This window comes from Rhizomicrobium sp. (assembly GCA_037200985.1).
Lineage (GTDB): Bacteria > Pseudomonadota > Alphaproteobacteria > Micropepsales > Micropepsaceae > Rhizomicrobium.
The window spans coordinates 2080609-2096690 of record JBBCGJ010000001.1; the positions used below are offsets into that span (position 1 = coordinate 2080609).

The window sequence follows — 16082 nt, forward strand, 5'->3', positions numbered from 1 at the left end:
CCATTTACAGGAGTTCTGCCACCAGCGGGCGGTAGTCGGTCATGGCGCGCAGATAGGCGGCGATCCCGGCGGCGGGCACGAAGACCGGTTCGGCCATCTCGTCGTCCTCGCGGTGCGCGAACGCCGCGCGCACCCCGTCGCAGGTCAGCGCCGTGTCGAGCGCGGCGATGACGAGCACGTTGGAGGTCGTCGACAGCACGACGCCGAGGCCCGTCATCGGCCCGAGCCGGCCCGGTTCGATGCCGAGCTCTTCGCGGATTTCCTTGCGGAAATTGTGGGCGAGGTCCGGCGGGGCGTCGTCCGGCTGGAAGCCGCCGCCGATGAAATCGATGGCACCGTTGATCGCGCGCTTGCCGAAGACGTAATGCCCATCGGCGGTCCCGAGCAGCGCGGCGGTCGAGATGTGATGGAAGGGCGCGAGGCCGCGGGCGGCGTGCTCCGCGTGCAGCGGGCGGAACGTCGCGATGTGGCGGAAGGCGGCGGTGCCGAGGCGCAGGATACCGCGTCCCTCGGTGAGATCCTCGATATGGGTGAGCCGGTAATGCGTGCCGTCCCACAAAATGTGATTGCGCTCGGCGGCCGCAGCGACCCGTTTCGTCCAGGCCTCGGCGACCAGCGCCTCATAGGCGTCGTCGCAGCGCCAGGGCGCCTCGGCCACGGACAAGGCGAAGGCATCCAGCGCGAACGGACCTTTGAGCAGGATGCGCGGCTCGTACATGGGCGTCCTCAATCCACCGGGCGCGGGGCTTGCGGCACCGTTTGCCAAAACTCCGGATCGTGACCGTAGAAGATGCGGGCACCGTCCGACTGCATCTGCCGCAAAAGCGCGAGGGTCTCCAGCATCTGCGCGCGATTGTAGAGGCTGGCCGGCAGGTGCAGCGCCTCCAGCGTGCGCTTGAGGTAGCAGCAATCGGCGGCCAGCACGATCGTGCCGCTCGCGGTCCGCACCCGCAGCGATTGATGGCCGGGCGTGTGGCCCGGGGTCGGGAACACGACCACGCTGCCGTCGCCGAACAGGTCGAGCTCGCCGTCGAGCTCGCGGACGCTCGCCATGTGTTCGAAGTCGAGCGGGTTGTAGAGGCCGGCCGCCTGGGTGTTGGGGCGATGCGCCGAGCGCCATTCCTTCGCATGCACGATCAGCGTCGCGTTCGGGAAGAAACCGTTGCCGCCGCAATGGTCGTAATGCAGGTGCGAGTTGACGACATAGCGGATGTCGGCGGGCGCGAGGCCGAGGCGGGCGAGCCGGCTCGCGATGTCGGCGCCTTGCGGGAAATCGATCTCCCAATCCTTGGCGGTGGGGCCGAGCAGCTCGGCCTGGCGCTGGCGCAGTTCGACGTTCAGGCCGGTGTCGAACAGGACCCTGCCCTGTTCGTGGACGATCAGATAGGCCGGCACGGGGACGGTGAGCTTACCGCTCTCCCCTTCGAGGAAGCCGTTCCGGTCGCCGGTGACGTGGCCGCAGGTAAAGGCGAAGAGCGCGACCGTCATGTCAGGACCCGTTCAATGCGGAGAGGACTTCGCCCTCGGTCAGGATTTGCGGCAGCACCTTGGGCGCGGCGGCGCCGGGCGCGTAATAGAGATAGAGCGGCACGCCGGATCGTCCGTGAGCGGAGAGAAGCGCGGTGATCGCCGGATCGCGGCGCGTCCAGTCGGCGACGAGATAGGCGACGTGGCGGTCGGAAAAGGCCTGGCGGACGCGCTCGCGCGACAGCGCCGTCTCGTCGTTGACGAGGCAGGTGATGCACCAGGCGGCGGTGGCGTTGACGAACACGGCGCGGCCCCCGGCGCGCAGGCTTGCAAGGCTCGCGGCCGAATAGGGCTGCGACGGGATGCCGGTGACGTTGATGTTGCCCGCGGGCGCAGGTGCCGACCGCAGGAAGGACAGGCAGGAGAGCGCCGCGAGGATGGCGATCAGCGTGACCAGCGCGCCGATGCCGCGCCCGCGCGGGGTGAAGGCGCGGCTGACGCCCCAGATCCAGGCGCCGAAACCGGCCGCGACCATCGCGGCCAGGATCGCCGCCACGGCGTTGGCGCCGGCCTGCCGCGCCAGCACCCAGACCAGCCACGCCGCCGTGCCGTACATCGCGAAAGCGAGCGCCTGCTTGAAGCGGATCATCCAGGGGCCGGGGCGCGGCAGGGCGCGCATCAGCATCGGCGAGATGCCGACCGCCACGAAGGGCGCCGCGAAGCCGAGGCCGAGCGCCAGGAAGATGCCGAGGGCGGGCGCGGCCGGCTGCGTCAGCGCATAGCCGAGCGCGGCGGCCATGAACGGCGCGGTGCAGGGCGCGGCGACCGCGACGGCGAGGACGCCGGTGAAGAACGAGCCGGCAGTACCGCCGGCGCGGGTCAGGCCGTCGCCGCCGCCGAAGCCCGCGACCTCGAACACGCCCGACAGGTTGAGACCGACGCCGAACATCAGGAGCGCGAAGCCGGCCACCACCAGCGGCTCCTGGAGCTGGAAACCCCAGCCGATCGCGGCGCCGCCGCCGCGCAAGGCGAGCAGCAAGCCGCCGAGCGCGAGGACGCTGAGCACGGCACCGGCGCCATAGGCGAAGCTCTCGCGCACCGCTTCGCTGCGGTCGCGGCCCGAGAGCGAGGACAGCGCGAAGGCCTTCATCGCCAGGATGGGCAGCACGCACGGCATCAGGTTCAGGATCAGCCCGCCCAGGAAGGCGAGAAGCAGAGCGGCGCCAAGTCCGATCCCGCTTTCGCCGTTGCCGGAGTCGAAGGAGGCTTCGGGCACCGGCCCCGGAAGCGCCTTGACCCGCAGGGGCTGCACCGACCCGTCCGACGATGTGAGAACCAGCACGCCTTCCAGCGCACCGCCCGTCTTCGCGAGCTTCTTGCCCGGCGACAGGCGCAGCACGAGGCCATCGGCGGCGAAGCCCATGCCCTGCGCCGAGGGTCCGTTCACCATGCCGTCGCTGGACGGAAAAAACTCCGCGTGCAGCGGATGCGCCGCGGCGAGCGGCTTGGCGGCGACGAAAAGATCGAGCGTGTCGCCCAGGCGGTAGCGCGTCGCCCAGGGCGAGGGCGCGGGCAGCTTCGCGCGCGCCGCGGCGAACAGGGCGGCCTCTGGCGATGCGGTCGGCGCGCCGATGGTGACGCGCAGCGACAGCGCCGCGTCTTCGGGGATGCAGACTTCCTTGCAGACCAGCCACGCCGCCGCCGCCTTCAGCGTGACGACGTCGCCGGGCTTCGCATCCTTCGGCGCGGTGACGGTGGCGAGAATCCAGACCTTGCCCTCATAACCGAAATCCATGAACGGGCCGACCGGCAGGCGCTTGGGATACGGCCATTGCAGCGGACCGGACGTCCATCCCGCGGGCAGTTTCCAGTCGAGCGTCGTCGGCTGGCCGACATCGCCGGGATTGCGCCAGTAGGTGTGCCAGCCGGGGCGGATGTCCTGCTCGAAGGCGACGGTCTCGGTGCCGCCGGGCGCGAGGGCGTCGTGTTCGGCGATCAGCCGCGCATGGACCTTGGGCAGGTCGTCGATCTGCGCCGGCGCCGGAGTGGCGAAAAACAACGCCAGCAGGAGGGGCAAAAGCCGCTTCATCCTTGCGTCATAGCCGCGTCCGCGAGGCATAGCCAGCGCCCTCGCGGGGGTGTGACTTGGAGGCATCCAACCCCGCCGTCAGACGACAGCGAAAATTATTCCGCACATCCATCGAGATGCTAGGTTCGCGCAAACACCATCGAGGAAACGATCATGCGGAACAGCAACCGGCAATGGATCCTGCGCAGGCGGCCGGAAGGCGAGATCAAGCCGGGCGATCTCGAACTGGTCGAGCAGCCCATGCCCGTGCCCGGGCCGGGGCAGTTCCTGGTGCGCAACCTCTATCTCTCGCTCGATCCCACCAACCGCATCTGGATGAGCGACATGGAGCAGTACATGCCGCCGGTGCAGCTCGGCGACGTCATGCGTGGCGGCACGATCGGCGTGGTCGAGCAGTCGGACAACCCCGACTACGCGCCGGGCGACATCGTCAACACCTTTTCCGGCTGGCAGGAATATGTCGCGACGGGCGCGGCGCAGAAGCTCGCCAAGGGCGTTCCCCTGCCCGCTTATATGAGCGTGCTCGGCGGCACGGGCGCGACGGCCTATTTCGGTCTGCTCGATTTGGGCAAGCCGCAGTCGGGCGAGACGGTCGTCGTGTCGGCGGCCTGCGGCGCCGTCGGCTCGATCGTCGGGCAGATCGCAAAGCTGAAGGGCTGCCGCGTCGTCGGCATCGCGGGCTCGGACGAGAAGTGCCGCCATGCGGTGGAGAAACTCGGTTTCGATGCGTGCATCAACTACAAGACCGAGGATGTGCGCGCCGCGCTGAAGCGCGAATGCCCGAACGGGGTCGACATCGATTTCGAAAACGCCGGCGGCGACATCCTGGACGCGGTGATGGACAATCTGGCGATGAAGGCGCGCATCGTGCTGTGCGGGATGATCTCGCAATACAATGCCGACACGCCGCCGCCGGGGCCGAGCCTGACCAATGTCCTGATGAAGCGGGCGCGGATCGAGGGCTTCATCATCCTCGACTATTTCTCGCGGTTCGGCGAGTTCGCGGCGGAGATGGGGCCGTGGCTGGCGCAGGGCAAGATCAAATACGACACCACCATCGTGCCCGGAATCGAGAACGCGGTCGGCGCGCTCGACATGCTGTTCACCGGCAAGAACACCGGCAAGCTTTTGATCCAGGTGTCGGAGGAGCCCTAGGTGCGCATCACCGGCGGGGAATATCGCGGCCGTCCGCTGGCCGAGCCGCCCGACAATCGCGTGCGGCCGACCTCCGACAAGGTGCGCCAGGCGATCTTCAATATCCTCGCGCATAACGGCTTCGGCTTCACGCTGGAGGGCGCCAAGGTCGTCGACCTGTTCGCCGGCACCGGCGCGCTCGGGCTGGAGGCGCTCAGCCGCGGCGCGGCCTTCGCGCTGTTCGTGGACGACAGCGCCGAGAGCCGGGCGCTGATCCGCACCAATGTCGAGGCGCTGAACCTGACCGGGGCGACCAAGATCTGGCGGCGCGACGCGACCGAACTCGGCCCGCTGGGCGCGGGCGCGGGCGGGCCGTTCGGCCTCGCCTTTCTGGACGCGCCTTATCGCAAGGGGCTGAGCGAGGCGGCGATGGCAAGCCTCGCCGAAGGCGGCTGGCTCGCGCCCGGCGCCGTCGTCGTCGCCGAGACGGCGGCGGACGAGGCGCTGGCCGCGCCCGCCGGATTTCGCGCGCTCGACACGCGCAGCTATGGCGAGACCGCGCTTCATATCTTCGGCACCGGCTGAGTCTGGAATTCCGACGGCTCGTGCACGTCGACGGTCTCGAAGGGATGTGCCGCGTAGTAGCGCCGAAGCAGCACGAAGATGAAGGCGGCGCCGACGAAGGAGAGGGCGATGCCCCAGGCTATCGAATATCCGAGCCAGGTTATGGCCGCCGCGGCGGTCAATCCCGTCGTGACGCCGACATCCCAGCCGCCCTCCGCCGCGATGTGGAAGCGCAGCACGCAGGGACTGCGCTTGGCCTGGTTGTAGACCGCGGTCATCATCGTCGGGACGTAGAGACAGGCGACCAGCGCGCCGAGCGCGTTCGCGATCACCGCCAGCGCCGGGCTGTGCAGCGTGCCGGCGCGCAGCGCGATCACCAGGACGAGCAGGCCGATGGCGTACCAGACCGCGCGACTGCCCTTGCCGGCGTCGATCAGCCGTCCCAGCGCCAGCCCGCCGACCGCGCCGACCAGCGCCGCCACCGCCAGCGCGCCGCCATAGGCGAGATAGTTCTCGCCGAGCGCGACGAACAGCGCGATCTGCCAAGTGAGCAGATAGGCCGCCGCGATCCAGCCATCGCCCACGAACAGCAGGGCGCCGGAGAGCGCGGCGCGGAAGGCGCCGGGCGCGGTCCTGGCGACTTTCACATCCGGCATGAACAGGACCGGGATCGCAGACAGCGCCTGCACCGCACCCGTCGCCCAGAACGCGACGCGCGGACCGAAGGCGACGAGCAGCCAGCCGAAGAACAGCGGCGTGACGACGCCGAGCGCGGCGGTGACGGCCTCGCGCAGGCCGAGCTGCTGGCCCCGGTGATCCTCGTCGCCCAGCGCCGCGAAATAGGCATGATAGCTCGGCCAGTAGACGGTGTCGGCGAGCGCCGAGGCGAGGATGAGCAGAACCAGCCCCGTGCCGAGGCCGTGGACGCCGGCCAGGAAGGGATAGGACGCGCCCATCAGCAGGGACCCGAGGATGACCAGCCGGCGCAGGCCGAAGCGGATGCCGAGCGGCAGAAGGAAGCTGCGCAGGATGAGGCGCGTCGCGAAGGTGAGCGCCAGCACGAGCAGCGCGGCGGGAACGCTCAATCCGGCTTTCAGCAGATAGACGGAATAGAACACCCGCCCCCGCCCAGGGCGGCAGCGGCGATGACGTAGTGCAGGTTGAGAAGATTGACGGTGCGGTTGTGGAAGAAGGCCATGGCGGTCCCGGATTGCGAGTGTCGGTGCGAAACAGGCGCGAATCATCGTCCGGGCGGGCCAGGTGGGCCGCGGCTCCGAACGGACAGCTACCTCTTTCGAGGCGCCGACACTTTGGGGGGACGAGCCTCTATGCGATCCGTTGACGCTAGGCCTATTCCGCGCGCAGTTCAACGCGCCCTGCTTACCCTTCCCTTGAGAGAGGGTCGAAAAATCGTAGCGTAGCGAAGATTTTTCGGGGAGGGGTCTTGCACCGGCGCCGGACCCCTCCCCGAAATCTGCTTCGCAATTTCGACCCTCCCTCAAGGGAGGGTAGGATGACGACATGATCGCGACCTTCCGCCCGGCCACGCCCGACGATTCCCGCTTTCTCGGCTGGGCCATGTTCATGGCGGCGCGCGGACATATGCCGCGCGGCTGGTTCGACATCGTGCTGCAGCGCCCGATCGAGTTCGGCGTCGCGTTCTGCGCCCGCCTCGCCAACGCGCAGGCGCGGTCGTGGTGGCATCACTCCTTCTTCGCGGTCGCCGAGGTCGACGGCGCGCCCGCCGCGGCGGCCTGCGCCTTTCCGGACGACGCGCCCTACATGGTCTCGGGCGAGGCGATGGCGGAAGCCTCCGACAGGATGGGGATCGGCAAGGCCGAGCAGGCGGAGTTGTGGCCGCGCGGCAGCTTCATCCTGAAGGCGACGACCGGCGAGGACGATTGCTGGACCGTCGAGAACGTCGCGACCTGGCCGGACTATCGCGGCCGCGGCGTGGCGCGGGCGCTGATCGCGCATATGCTGGACGACATGCGCGGAGCCGGGCCGAAGCGGGCGCAGATCAGCTTCCTGATCGGAAACGCGCCGGCGGAGCACAGCTATCGCGCTTGCGGCTTCACGTTTGCGGAAGACAAGACCGACAAGGACTTCGCGGCGGCGATGGGCGTGCCCGGCATCCGGCGCCTGGCGCGCGATCTCTGACCTATGCCGCGACCGCCGCCGGGGCGCCGAGGCCGAGCGCGGCGATGTTGGTCTCCAGCACGGCGTGGAAGAACTGCGCCTTGGAGGCGTCGGCGCCGGTGAAATCGGGCTCCAGCGTCTTGCCGCCGGCCAGTTTGAGGCTGCCGAGATTGGCCTTCGCGAACTCGGCATGGGCGAGCTTGCAGTTGCGGAACGAGGCGCCGCGCAGATCGGCGCCGGTGAAGTCGCATTCGCGCAAATCCGTGCCTTCGAACCGCGCGCCCTGAAGCTGGCTGTTGGAGAAATCGATGCCGATCGCCATGGCGCCGCGGATCGAAATGCCGGTCAGCGGCCGGGCGGCGAAACGCCCGCGCACCACGCGCAGGTCCTCGCCGTCGAGCACGGCCTGCGCGCCCCGGGCGGCGCCGCTGGAAATGCACAGCGCGTGCGCCTCGAGCATGGCCGCCAGGGCGTCGGTCCTGGCGGCGGCCGCGTCGGTGACGTCCATCACGCAGCCCTCGAACGCCTCCGGCGGCAGGTCAAGGTCGGCGAGGTTCACGCCGGTGAGCACGGCGTTCTTGAAGCTGACATTGGAAAGCTGCGCGTTCTTGAAATTCGCCCCTTCCAGGATCGCGCCGGAGAAGTTCACGCCGTCCAGCCGCGCATGGCCGAACGAGGCGCCCTTGAGCGAGGCGTTGGAGAAATCGACGCGCACCGTCTCTTCGGCGCCGGCGCCGGGACCCTTATAGGCGACGGTCGCGGCGCGCAGATCGGCGCCGTCGAGCTTGGCGAAGGCCAGCTTGGCGCCGCAGATCGACGCGCCGCGCATATCGGTCTTGATCATGCGCGCCGAGGTGAAATCGCAGTCGCGCAGATCGGCGCAGTGCAGGCTGGCGCGCTCCAGATTGGTGCCGAAAGCGGTCGCGCCGACCAGCGAGGCGAAGGAGAAATCGGCCTCGGCCAGGTTGCGGTTGGCGAGGTTGAGGCGGTCGAGCTTGGTGCGCGCGAGTTCGGCCTTGGCGGCGCCCTTCTGATAGGCGAGCAGCCGCTCATGCGCCAGCAGGACGGCGTTCAACTCCTGCTGGGTGAGAGCCTTGCGCGGCTCCGAATAGTAGTTCTTGAGCATGAAGACGCTACGCCCCGCGTGCCGCCTTAACAGCCCTGTTAAGACTTGCTGAAGCGTCTCAGACAAGGGTTAAGGAAAGGCTTGGGAAGATCGTTAACGGGCGGTGACGCCGGCCGGCGCGGTGATTGGACCGCCGGCGCTAGGATTCGCAGCGAAGGCCGAGCGCGGACACCCGATCCTCGAGAATGCTGTTGTAGAACTGGGACTCGCTCGCGGCGGCGCCCGTCAGATCCGGCGGGATCGCCGTTCCGCCGCGCAGGACGAGACGCGCGAGATTGGCCTTGTCGAACCGGGCATGCGCCAGATTCGCCGACCGCAGCGAGGCGCCGCGCAGGTCGGCGCCGGTGAAATTCACGTCGCGGAGATCCGCGCCGTCGAGCTTGGCGGCCTGGAGATGGGAATCGGACAGATCGACCCCGATCGCGATCGCGCCGCGCGCCGACAGGCCCGCCAGGCTGCGCCCCGCCAGCAGGCCGCCCAAGGGCCGGATATCCTCGCCGTCGAACACCGCCGGCGCGCCTTCGGCGCCGTGGGTCGTTATCCAGCGGCGATGCGCTTCGAGGCGGCCCTTCAGCGCGTCGAGCTTCTCGGCGGAGACCGGCGCGGCGTCGGTCACGCACCCCTCCAGGGCCGCCGCGGGCACCTTCAAGTCGTGCAGCGCGACGCCGGTCAGCACTGCGTCCTTGAACGTCACATTGGTGAGCCTGGCGCCCTTGAAATTGGCGCCGTGCAGGAGCGCGCCGGTGAAGATCGCGCCGTCCAGCTTCGCGTTGCCGAAGGAGGCGCCCTTCATCGAGCAGTTCGAGAAGTCGACGCTCGGGGCGCCCTTGCTGCGGTCCCGGCTGATGACCGTGATGCCGCCGGCCGCGGCATACATCATGGTCGCGGCCCGCAGATCGGCCGCGTCGAGCACCGCGAAGGAGAGCTTGGCGCCGTTGAACGACGCACCGCGCAAATCGGCGCGCGGCAGGCGCGAGGACTGCAGATTGCAGCCGCGCAGATCGGCGCAGTAGAAGGTCGCGCGCTCCAGATTGGAGCCGCTGACATTGGCGCCCACCAGCGAGGCGCCGCTGAAATCCGCGTCGGTCAGGTTGCGGTTCGCGAGATTGAGCCCATCCAGCTTGGCGTGCGCCAGATGCGCGCGCAGTCCGCCGCCGATGCGGGCCAGATAGCGCTCATGGGACTGGAGCACCGTGTTCAACTCTTGCTGCGTCAACGCGGTGCGCGCTTCCTCGTAGAGATTTCTCAACATGGCAACTCCGCCATACCCATTCTGGGTTTAAGGTCATTACCAAGGTAGCGCGTCGATTGTAAATTTTGATGTAACGGGTGTCCGCTTATCGCCGGCCGAACAGACGCTCGATATCGGCGAGCTTGAGCTCGACATAGGTGGGGCGGCCGTGATTGCACTGGCCCGAATGCGGCGTCGCCTCCATCTCGCGCAGGAGCGCGTTCATCTCCTCGCCCGAGAGGCGGCGGCCCGCGCGCACGCTCATATGGCAGGCGAGCGTGCCGGAGACCTCCTCGAGACGTTCCTTCAGGGACTGGGCATTGCCGGTCTCGGCGATGTCGTCGGCGAGATCGCGGATCAGCGCCTTGATGTCGGTCTGGCCGAGCATCGCCGGCATCTCGCGCACCATCACCGCGTCGGGCCCGAAAGGCTCGACCACGAGGCCGAGCTCGGCGAGCTCGCCGGTGCGCGACGCAAGGCGCGCGACTTCGGCGGGGTCGAGCTCGACGACTTCGGGAATGAGCAGCGGCTGGCGCGCGATGCCGCCATTGGCCAGCGCCTTCTTCATCCGCTCGTAGACGAGGCGCTCATGCGCGGCGTGCTGGTCGACGATCACGATGCCGTCGGCGGTCTGGGCGACGACATAGGTCTCGTGCAGTTGCGCGCGGGCGAAGCCGAGCGGCAAATCGGGCTGCGGCGCTTCCGGCTCGGCCTCGATGCGCGCGGCGGGCGCGGTGTCGGCGAGCAGCGGAGCGTAGAAATTGCGGCCCGGATCGCTCAGCGACGGGCGCGGCGTGTAATCCTGCTGGTAGAAGGGCGCGTTCGCTTGCGGGCGCAGCGCCGCCAGCGCCGCACCGGCGACGGTGGTCGAGGCGCGGTGGCCGGCTCCCGCCAGGGCGTTCTTCAGCGACGAGACGATCAGTCCACGGACCAATCCGGCGTCGCGGAAGCGCACCTCGGTCTTGGCGGGATGGACGTTGACATCGACGAAGGCGGGATCGCATTCCAGGAACAGCGCCAGCGCGGGATGGCGGTCGCGGGCGAGGAAATCGGCATAGGCGCCGCGCACCGCGCCGATCAGGAGCTTGTCACGCACCGGCCGGCCGTTGACGAACAGGAACTGCATCTGGGCGTTGGCGCGGTTGTAGGTCGGAAGCCCGGCGAAGCCCGCAATGGTCACGCCCTCGCGGCTGACATTCACCGGCGCGGCGTTGTCGCCGAATTCACGGCCCATGATCTTGGCCAGGCGTTTGAGTTGGGGACCGATCAGATCGGTCTCGGCCGGCAGGTCGAGGGCGCGGCGGCCGTCGAGCGTCAGCGTGAAGCCGACATCGGGCCGCGCCATGGCGAGGCGCTTGACGATGTCGAGCGTCGCCAGATCCTCCGAACGCGTCGATTTGAGGAATTTGAGGCGGGCGGGCGTGGCGAAAAACAATTCTCGCACCTCGACGCGGGTGCCGTGCTGACCCTGGGCGCGGAAGCCGGTGGGCTGCGGCGCCGCGACACTGCCGCCGTCGATGCGGATCTCGTGCGCGTCGCCCGTCGCGGTGCGGCTGGCGATCGCAAGGCGCGCCACGGCGCCGATCGAAGGCAGCGCCTCGCCGCGGAACCCCATGGTGACGATGTGGAAGAGATCGTCGCCCGGCAGCTTCGAGGTGGCGTGGCGCTCGATAGCCAGCGCGAGGTCGGCGGCTTCCATGCCGTCGCCGTCGTCCTCGACCAGGATGAGATCGGCGCCGCCGTTCGAGACCGCGATGTCGACGCGGCGGGCGCCGGCGTCGAGCGCGTTCTCGACCAGTTCCTTGACCGCGCTGGCCGGCCGCTCCACCACCTCCCCGGCGGCGATGCGGTTCACGGTTCCTTCGGAGAGGCGGCGAATCTTCATCGGGCGACTATACACGCGGCGCCACGACGGCGCGCAAAACCCCTGTGGATGAAGGGTTTCATGTATTTTCCTCCCCCGCTGTTGCGGGGGAGGTGGCACGCCGGAGCGCAGCGCAGGCGTGACGGAGGGGGCCCCCTCCGCCTCGCTGCGCTCGGCACCTCCCCCGCAACAGCGGGGGAGGAAAGTTCTATTTCCCTGCCAGATATTCCCGCGCCAGGACCTTGCCTTCTTCCACGCCGGGCTGGTCGAAGGGATCGACCTGCATCAGGCGGCCCATCAGGATCGTCTCGATCATGAAATGCATCATCAGGGCGCCGACGCTGGTCTCGTCGATCTTCGGCACCCGGATCTGGCGGACCGGGCGTTTGTTGCGCGAGAGCGTCGCGGCCGTGGCGCGCGCCTCGGCAGCGACGAGGTCGCCCATGTGCTTTCCGGCGAGATAGTCGAGGCCGAGCGCGTGCGCCCGCTCCGGCGGCGCGACGAGGCCCACGCCCTGCGTGTCGGGGGCGACGATGGTGTAGAGCGCGTCGTTGGGACCGTCGCGGAAGAGCTGAAGCTGGCTGTGCTGGTCGACCGGGCCGACCGCGCCGACCGGCGTCGAGCCCTTGCCGTCCTTGCCGAGACTCTCGGCCCAGAGCTGGCGCCACCAGCCGGAGAAGGTGGCCAGGCGGTCGGCGTAGTTCCACAGCACGGTGTGGGTGAGCTTGCCGGATTGCGCCAGCGCGTGATGCAGCGCGGCGCCGGCGAGCGGGCCGTTCGCCTCCCCGTCGCCGGCAAGCGCCGCGTCCACCGCCGCCTTGGCGCCGGCGCGCAGGGCGGCGACGTCGAGACCCATCAGCAATCCGGGCAGGACGCCGACCATGCTCAGCACCGAATAGCGGCCGCCAATGCCGAGCGGATGATCGAGCACCGGAGCGCCGATGCTTTGCGCGAAATCGGTCAGCACGCTTTTCTTCGGCTCGGTGATCGCGACGAAATGCTGCCCCAGCCATTTGCCGCCGCCGGCCTTCTCGATGGCGTCCGCCGCGGTCAGCGCCTGGAACAGCGTTTCCGCCGTGCCGCCGGATTTGGAGATCACCACGAAGCGCGTGGTCTTGAGATCGACGGAGGCCAGCGTCTCCTGCCAGCTCCAGGGATCGGGATTGTCGTGGAAGCTGACGCGGGGCGTGCCGCCGGCCCTGGCGATGGCCTTCAGCGCCTGGCCGCCGAGGCTGGAGCCGCCGATACCGAGCACGGCGATGTCGGACGAGTCCTTGGCCCAGCCATCGGCGACCGCCTTCGCCGCGGCGATGTCGTCGGTGCGCTCGACGATGTCGAGCAGTTCGATCGCGTGGGCCTTTTTCTGGTCCCGCAGCCAGGCGAGCGCCGCGGCGCCGTCCTTCAGCGCGGCATCGAACGCGGCGCGCGGAACCGCACCGGGGCCGGAGAGTGCGAGATCGAGAGAGATGGCGAAGGGGAGCGACATGGGCGAATTCCTAGAGTGGCTCGTCGGCATTGTTCAAAAACTGTCATCCCCGGCCGAGCGTCGCGTAGCGACGCGAGGGGAAGGGGACCCAGGTGGTCGGGCGCTGGCAGACTTCGAAGTTTGCCACAGAAGTCAGCACACAACCATCAGCAGTATTCGAGCCTGACCACCTGAGTCCCCTTCCCTCGCCGGGGATGACAGGGCGATAACTCAACCGTGCGCGGCGGGTTTCCGGATCGGCTTGCGGCCGGTCGACGCGACCGCGATGGTGCCGCCGACCACAACGGTCATCCGCCGGGGGTCGAACAGGCGGGCGGCCGCCCGCTTCACGTCGGCCAGCGTCAGCGCCCGGATCAACCCGTTGCGGTGGGCGACATAGTCGAGCGGCAGCCCGGAGCGCTGGAAGGAATTGAGCTGCGCGGCAATGCCGGCATTCGAGGCGAAGGCCAGCGGATAGGACCCGGTGAGATAGGTCTTGGCATCGTCCAGCTCGGCCGCGGTCGGTCCGTGCGCGGCATAGTCCGCCAGCACGCCGCGCATCACGGCGAGCGAGGCGTCCATCGCGTCCTGCCGCGTCGCGACCTGTCCCAGCACCACGCCGCCGTCCCGGAAATCGGAGAAGCCGGTGGAGATGCCGTAGGTGAGGCCGCGCTTCTCCCGCACCTCATAGGTCAGCCGCGAGGAGAAGCCGCCGCCGCCCACGATGTAGTTGGCGACATAGCCGGCGAGATAGTCCTTGTCGGCGCGGGCGAAGCCGGGAAGGCCGAAGATTGCGGTCGGCTGCGGCACGGCCATGGCGACGACCGTCTCGCCCGGCAGACCGGGGCGGACGACCGGCGGCGGCGCGGGCGGAGCGGCGGCCGGCAAGGGATCGAAGGCCGATTTCAGGAGCGCGGTCAGCGTCGCGGCGTCGATATCGCCGGAGACGGCGATCTTCACGCCGCCCTTGACCCAATGCGCCGCGGCGAAGGTCTTGAGATCGGCGGCGCCGATCGCGTTCAGGCTCGCGGTCTCGCCATTGACCGGATGGGCGTAGGGATGACGGCCGAAATAGACCCGGTAGAAGCGGTTGGACGCGACGGCGGCGGGATCGCTTTCGTCCTGGCGGATCGACTGGAGCATCTGGGCCCGCACGCGCTCGATCGCGTCGGCGTCGAAGCGCGGATGCTGCAGCGCCAGCGCGAACAGGCGGAAGGCCTCCCGGGCCTGCGACGACAGCATGCTCATCGAGAGGACCAGCGCGTCGCGGTCGGGCGACATGGAAAGCTGGATGGCGCGGTTGGCGATCTCGGACTGATAGGCCTCCGAGGCGAGCGGGCCGGCGCCCTCGTTGAAGAGATAGGCGGCGAAGGCGGCGAGGCCGGCCTTGCCCGCGGGGTCGTAGGCCGAGCCCGCCGGCAGCGAGACGGCGACGGCCACCATCGGCACGGTGTGGTCCTCCTCGAACCAGACCTCTTCGTTCGGGCCGATGTCGAGGCTGCGCGGCGGCGCGGCCAGCGCGGGACCGGCGAGGCCAAGTGCGAACAGAAGCGCGAGCGCGATCTTTTTCATCCCGGACCCGGCGTCAGATAGAGCGAGACGGACTCGCGGGGGACAAGCTGCTCGGCGGCGGCGGCGCGCACGGCATCGGCACCGACCGCCTCGATGGCGCGCGGCCAGTTCTGCACATCGGCGACGCTGCGCCCCTCGGCGAGCGCCTGGCCGTAGGCGGTGGCGAGCTGGAGCTGGCTGTCGCGGCGGAACACATCGTTGGCGATGAGCTGGATCTTGATGTGCGCGAGCGCCGAGGCGTCGGGCGGCGTCCTGGCGAAGCCGGCGAGGATCGCGTCGATCGCATGTTCGAGCCGGGGCAGCGTCACGCCGGGGCGCGGCGTCGCATAGACCGAGAAGGCGCCGGCATTGCGCGCGTCGCCGTCATAGGACGCGCCGGCGTCGGTCGCGAGCTTCTGCTCGACCACCAGGGCGCGGTAGAGCACGGCATTGGCGTCGCCGCCGAGCAGCGCGGCCAGGATCTCGAGCGCCTCGGCCTGGCCGGGCCTGCCTTCGCTGTAGCTCGCCACGCGCCAGCTGCGCGAGAAGCTCGGCACGCCGGCGTCGGGCCGCGCGATGGCGAGGCGCGTTTCGCCGAGCCGCGCGGGCTCGGCATAGGCCGCGCGGGGATCGAGGGCGCGCGCCGGCACTTTCGCCAAGGTCTCGGCGGCCGCCGCCTTTACATCTTCGGGCGTCACGTCGCCGACCTCGACCAGGATCGCGTTGTTCGGCGCGTAGTGGCGGTCGTAGAAATCCTGCGCCTCGGCGCGGCCCAGGCGATGGACCTCGTCCGGCCAGCCGATCACCGGCCTGCCATAGGGATGCGAGAGATAGAGCGCGGCGTCGACCTGCTCGGCGGCGAGCGAGCTGGGCACGTTGTCGACGCGCATGCGGCGCTCCTCGAGCACGACGTCGCGCTCGGTCTTCACGCCGGTGTCGGTGAGTTCGAGATGCGCCATGCGGTCGGCCTCGAGCCCCATGACGAGCTTCAGGCGGTCGCGCGCGATCTGGACGTAGAAGGCGGTGTAGTCCTCGGTGGTGAAGGCGTTGTCCTCGCCGCCGTTCCTGGCGACCAGGCGCGAGAAGCTGTCGCCGGGCTCGGCCTTGGTGCCGCGGAACATCATGTGCTCGAAGAAATGGGCGAGGCCGGAATGGCCGGCCGGATCGTCCATGCCGCCGACCTTGTACCAGATCATCTGGGTGACGACGGGCGCGCGATGATCGGGAATGACCACGACCTGCATGCCGTTGGGGAGCACGAACTGGGTGACGGATTCGGCGGCGGAAGCGGACCCCAGCGAAAGCAGCGAAGCAGCCATGACGGCGCAGAGGGCTACCCTCCCCTTGAGGGAGGGTCGAAATTTGCGGAGCAAATTTCGGGGAGGGGTCCGGCCCCTGCGCAGAACCCCTCCCCGAAAAATCTTCGCTGCGCTCCGATTTTTCGACCCTCCC

Annotated in this window: 13 protein-coding genes; 3 read left to right on the top strand and 10 right to left on the bottom strand. The window is 69.1% G+C overall.

Features of this window, described 5'->3' with window-relative positions:
* Positions 1-4 precede the first annotated feature (4 nt).
* From WDN01_10070 to WDN01_10080, 3 genes are read right to left on the bottom strand one after another with little or no spacing between them, the layout of a single operon-like run.
* Entirely contained in the window at positions 5-718 is a 714-nt protein-coding gene (locus WDN01_10070) for a hypothetical protein (protein MEJ0026362.1), read from the bottom strand.
* A gap of 8 nt (positions 719-726) precedes the next feature.
* A complete protein-coding gene (locus tag WDN01_10075) occupies positions 727-1488 on the bottom strand; it encodes an N-acyl homoserine lactonase family protein (protein MEJ0026363.1) in 762 nt (253 codons plus the stop codon).
* 1 nt (position 1489) lies between these two features.
* The gene (locus tag WDN01_10080) at positions 1490-3556 is read right to left on the bottom strand and encodes a protein-disulfide reductase DsbD domain-containing protein (GenBank protein MEJ0026364.1); all 2067 of its coding nucleotides are present in this window, start codon (positions 3554-3556) and stop codon (positions 1490-1492) included.
* A 153-nt stretch (positions 3557-3709) separates the two neighbouring features.
* Between WDN01_10080 and WDN01_10085 the strand changes: the two genes are divergently transcribed.
* Both WDN01_10085 and rsmD read left to right on the top strand, forming a co-directional pair.
* Complete coding sequence (locus WDN01_10085) at positions 3710-4711, top strand: NADP-dependent oxidoreductase (protein MEJ0026365.1); 1002 nt, start codon at positions 3710-3712, stop codon at positions 4709-4711.
* Positions 4712-5275, top strand: a complete 564-nt coding sequence (gene rsmD, locus WDN01_10090) for a 16S rRNA (guanine(966)-N(2))-methyltransferase RsmD (GenBank protein MEJ0026366.1) — start codon at positions 4712-4714, stop codon at positions 5273-5275.
* On the opposite strand, the gene WDN01_10095 is transcribed toward rsmD, so the two are convergent.
* Complete coding sequence (locus WDN01_10095; GenBank protein ID MEJ0026367.1) at positions 5254-6372, bottom strand: MFS transporter; 1119 nt, start codon at positions 6370-6372, stop codon at positions 5254-5256. The genes rsmD and WDN01_10095 overlap by 22 nt on opposite strands.
* A gap of 403 nt (positions 6373-6775) precedes the next feature.
* Between WDN01_10095 and WDN01_10100 the strand changes: the two genes are divergently transcribed.
* Positions 6776-7414: a GNAT family N-acetyltransferase gene (locus WDN01_10100; GenBank protein MEJ0026368.1), complete on the top strand. Its 639-nt coding sequence runs from the start codon at positions 6776-6778 to the stop codon at positions 7412-7414.
* A 1-nt stretch (position 7415) separates the two neighbouring features.
* Here the strand turns inward: WDN01_10100 and WDN01_10105 are convergent, their stop codons facing one another.
* The 6 genes from WDN01_10105 to WDN01_10130 form a co-directional block, all read right to left on the bottom strand.
* On the bottom strand, positions 7416-8519 hold the full coding sequence (locus WDN01_10105; GenBank protein MEJ0026369.1) for a pentapeptide repeat-containing protein: 1104 nt from the start codon (positions 8517-8519) through the stop codon (positions 7416-7418).
* A gap of 139 nt (positions 8520-8658) precedes the next feature.
* The gene (locus tag WDN01_10110; GenBank protein MEJ0026370.1) at positions 8659-9771 is read right to left on the bottom strand and encodes a pentapeptide repeat-containing protein; all 1113 of its coding nucleotides are present in this window, start codon (positions 9769-9771) and stop codon (positions 8659-8661) included.
* Between the two features lie 85 nt (positions 9772-9856).
* Positions 9857-11635: a DNA mismatch repair endonuclease MutL gene (mutL, locus tag WDN01_10115; GenBank protein MEJ0026371.1), complete on the bottom strand. Its 1779-nt coding sequence runs from the start codon at positions 11633-11635 to the stop codon at positions 9857-9859.
* A gap of 187 nt (positions 11636-11822) precedes the next feature.
* A complete protein-coding gene (locus WDN01_10120) occupies positions 11823-13100 on the bottom strand; it encodes a hypothetical protein (GenBank protein MEJ0026372.1) in 1278 nt (425 codons plus the stop codon).
* Between the two features lie 210 nt (positions 13101-13310).
* Complete coding sequence (locus tag WDN01_10125) at positions 13311-14651, bottom strand: pitrilysin family protein (protein MEJ0026373.1); 1341 nt, start codon at positions 14649-14651, stop codon at positions 13311-13313.
* Positions 14648-15949 carry a pitrilysin family protein gene (locus WDN01_10130; GenBank protein ID MEJ0026374.1) on the bottom strand — a complete coding sequence of 434 codons (1302 nt, stop codon included), beginning with the start codon at positions 15947-15949 and terminating at the stop codon, positions 14648-14650. The genes WDN01_10125 and WDN01_10130 overlap by 4 nt, the downstream gene beginning before the upstream one ends.
* Positions 15950-16082: the final 133 nt, after the last annotated feature.

Bases quoted from the DNA above. Each gene is read 5' to 3' on its own strand.
- WDN01_10110 (MEJ0026370.1), bottom strand. From the start codon at position 9,771: ATGTTGAGAAATCTCTACGAGGAAGCGCGCACCGCGTTGACGCAGCAA.
- mutL (MEJ0026371.1), bottom strand. From the start codon at position 11,635: ATGAAGATTCGCCGCCTCTCCGAAGGAACCGTGAACCGCATCGCCGCC.
- WDN01_10080 (MEJ0026364.1), bottom strand. From the start codon at position 3,556: ATGAAGCGGCTTTTGCCCCTCCTGCTGGCGTTGTTTTTCGCCACTCCG.
- WDN01_10125 (MEJ0026373.1), bottom strand. From the start codon at position 14,651: ATGAAAAAGATCGCGCTCGCGCTTCTGTTCGCACTTGGCCTCGCCGGT.
- WDN01_10075 (MEJ0026363.1), bottom strand. From the start codon at position 1,488: ATGACGGTCGCGCTCTTCGCCTTTACCTGCGGCCACGTCACCGGCGAC.
- WDN01_10120 (MEJ0026372.1), bottom strand. From the start codon at position 13,100: ATGTCGCTCCCCTTCGCCATCTCTCTCGATCTCGCACTCTCCGGCCCC.
- WDN01_10130 (MEJ0026374.1), bottom strand. From the start codon at position 15,949: ATGGCTGCTTCGCTGCTTTCGCTGGGGTCCGCTTCCGCCGCCGAATCC.
- WDN01_10070 (MEJ0026362.1), bottom strand. From the start codon at position 718: ATGTACGAGCCGCGCATCCTGCTCAAAGGTCCGTTCGCGCTGGATGCC.
- WDN01_10100 (MEJ0026368.1), top strand. From the start codon at position 6,776: ATGATCGCGACCTTCCGCCCGGCCACGCCCGACGATTCCCGCTTTCTC.
- WDN01_10105 (MEJ0026369.1), bottom strand. From the start codon at position 8,519: ATGCTCAAGAACTACTATTCGGAGCCGCGCAAGGCTCTCACCCAGCAG.
- WDN01_10085 (MEJ0026365.1), top strand. From the start codon at position 3,710: ATGCGGAACAGCAACCGGCAATGGATCCTGCGCAGGCGGCCGGAAGGC.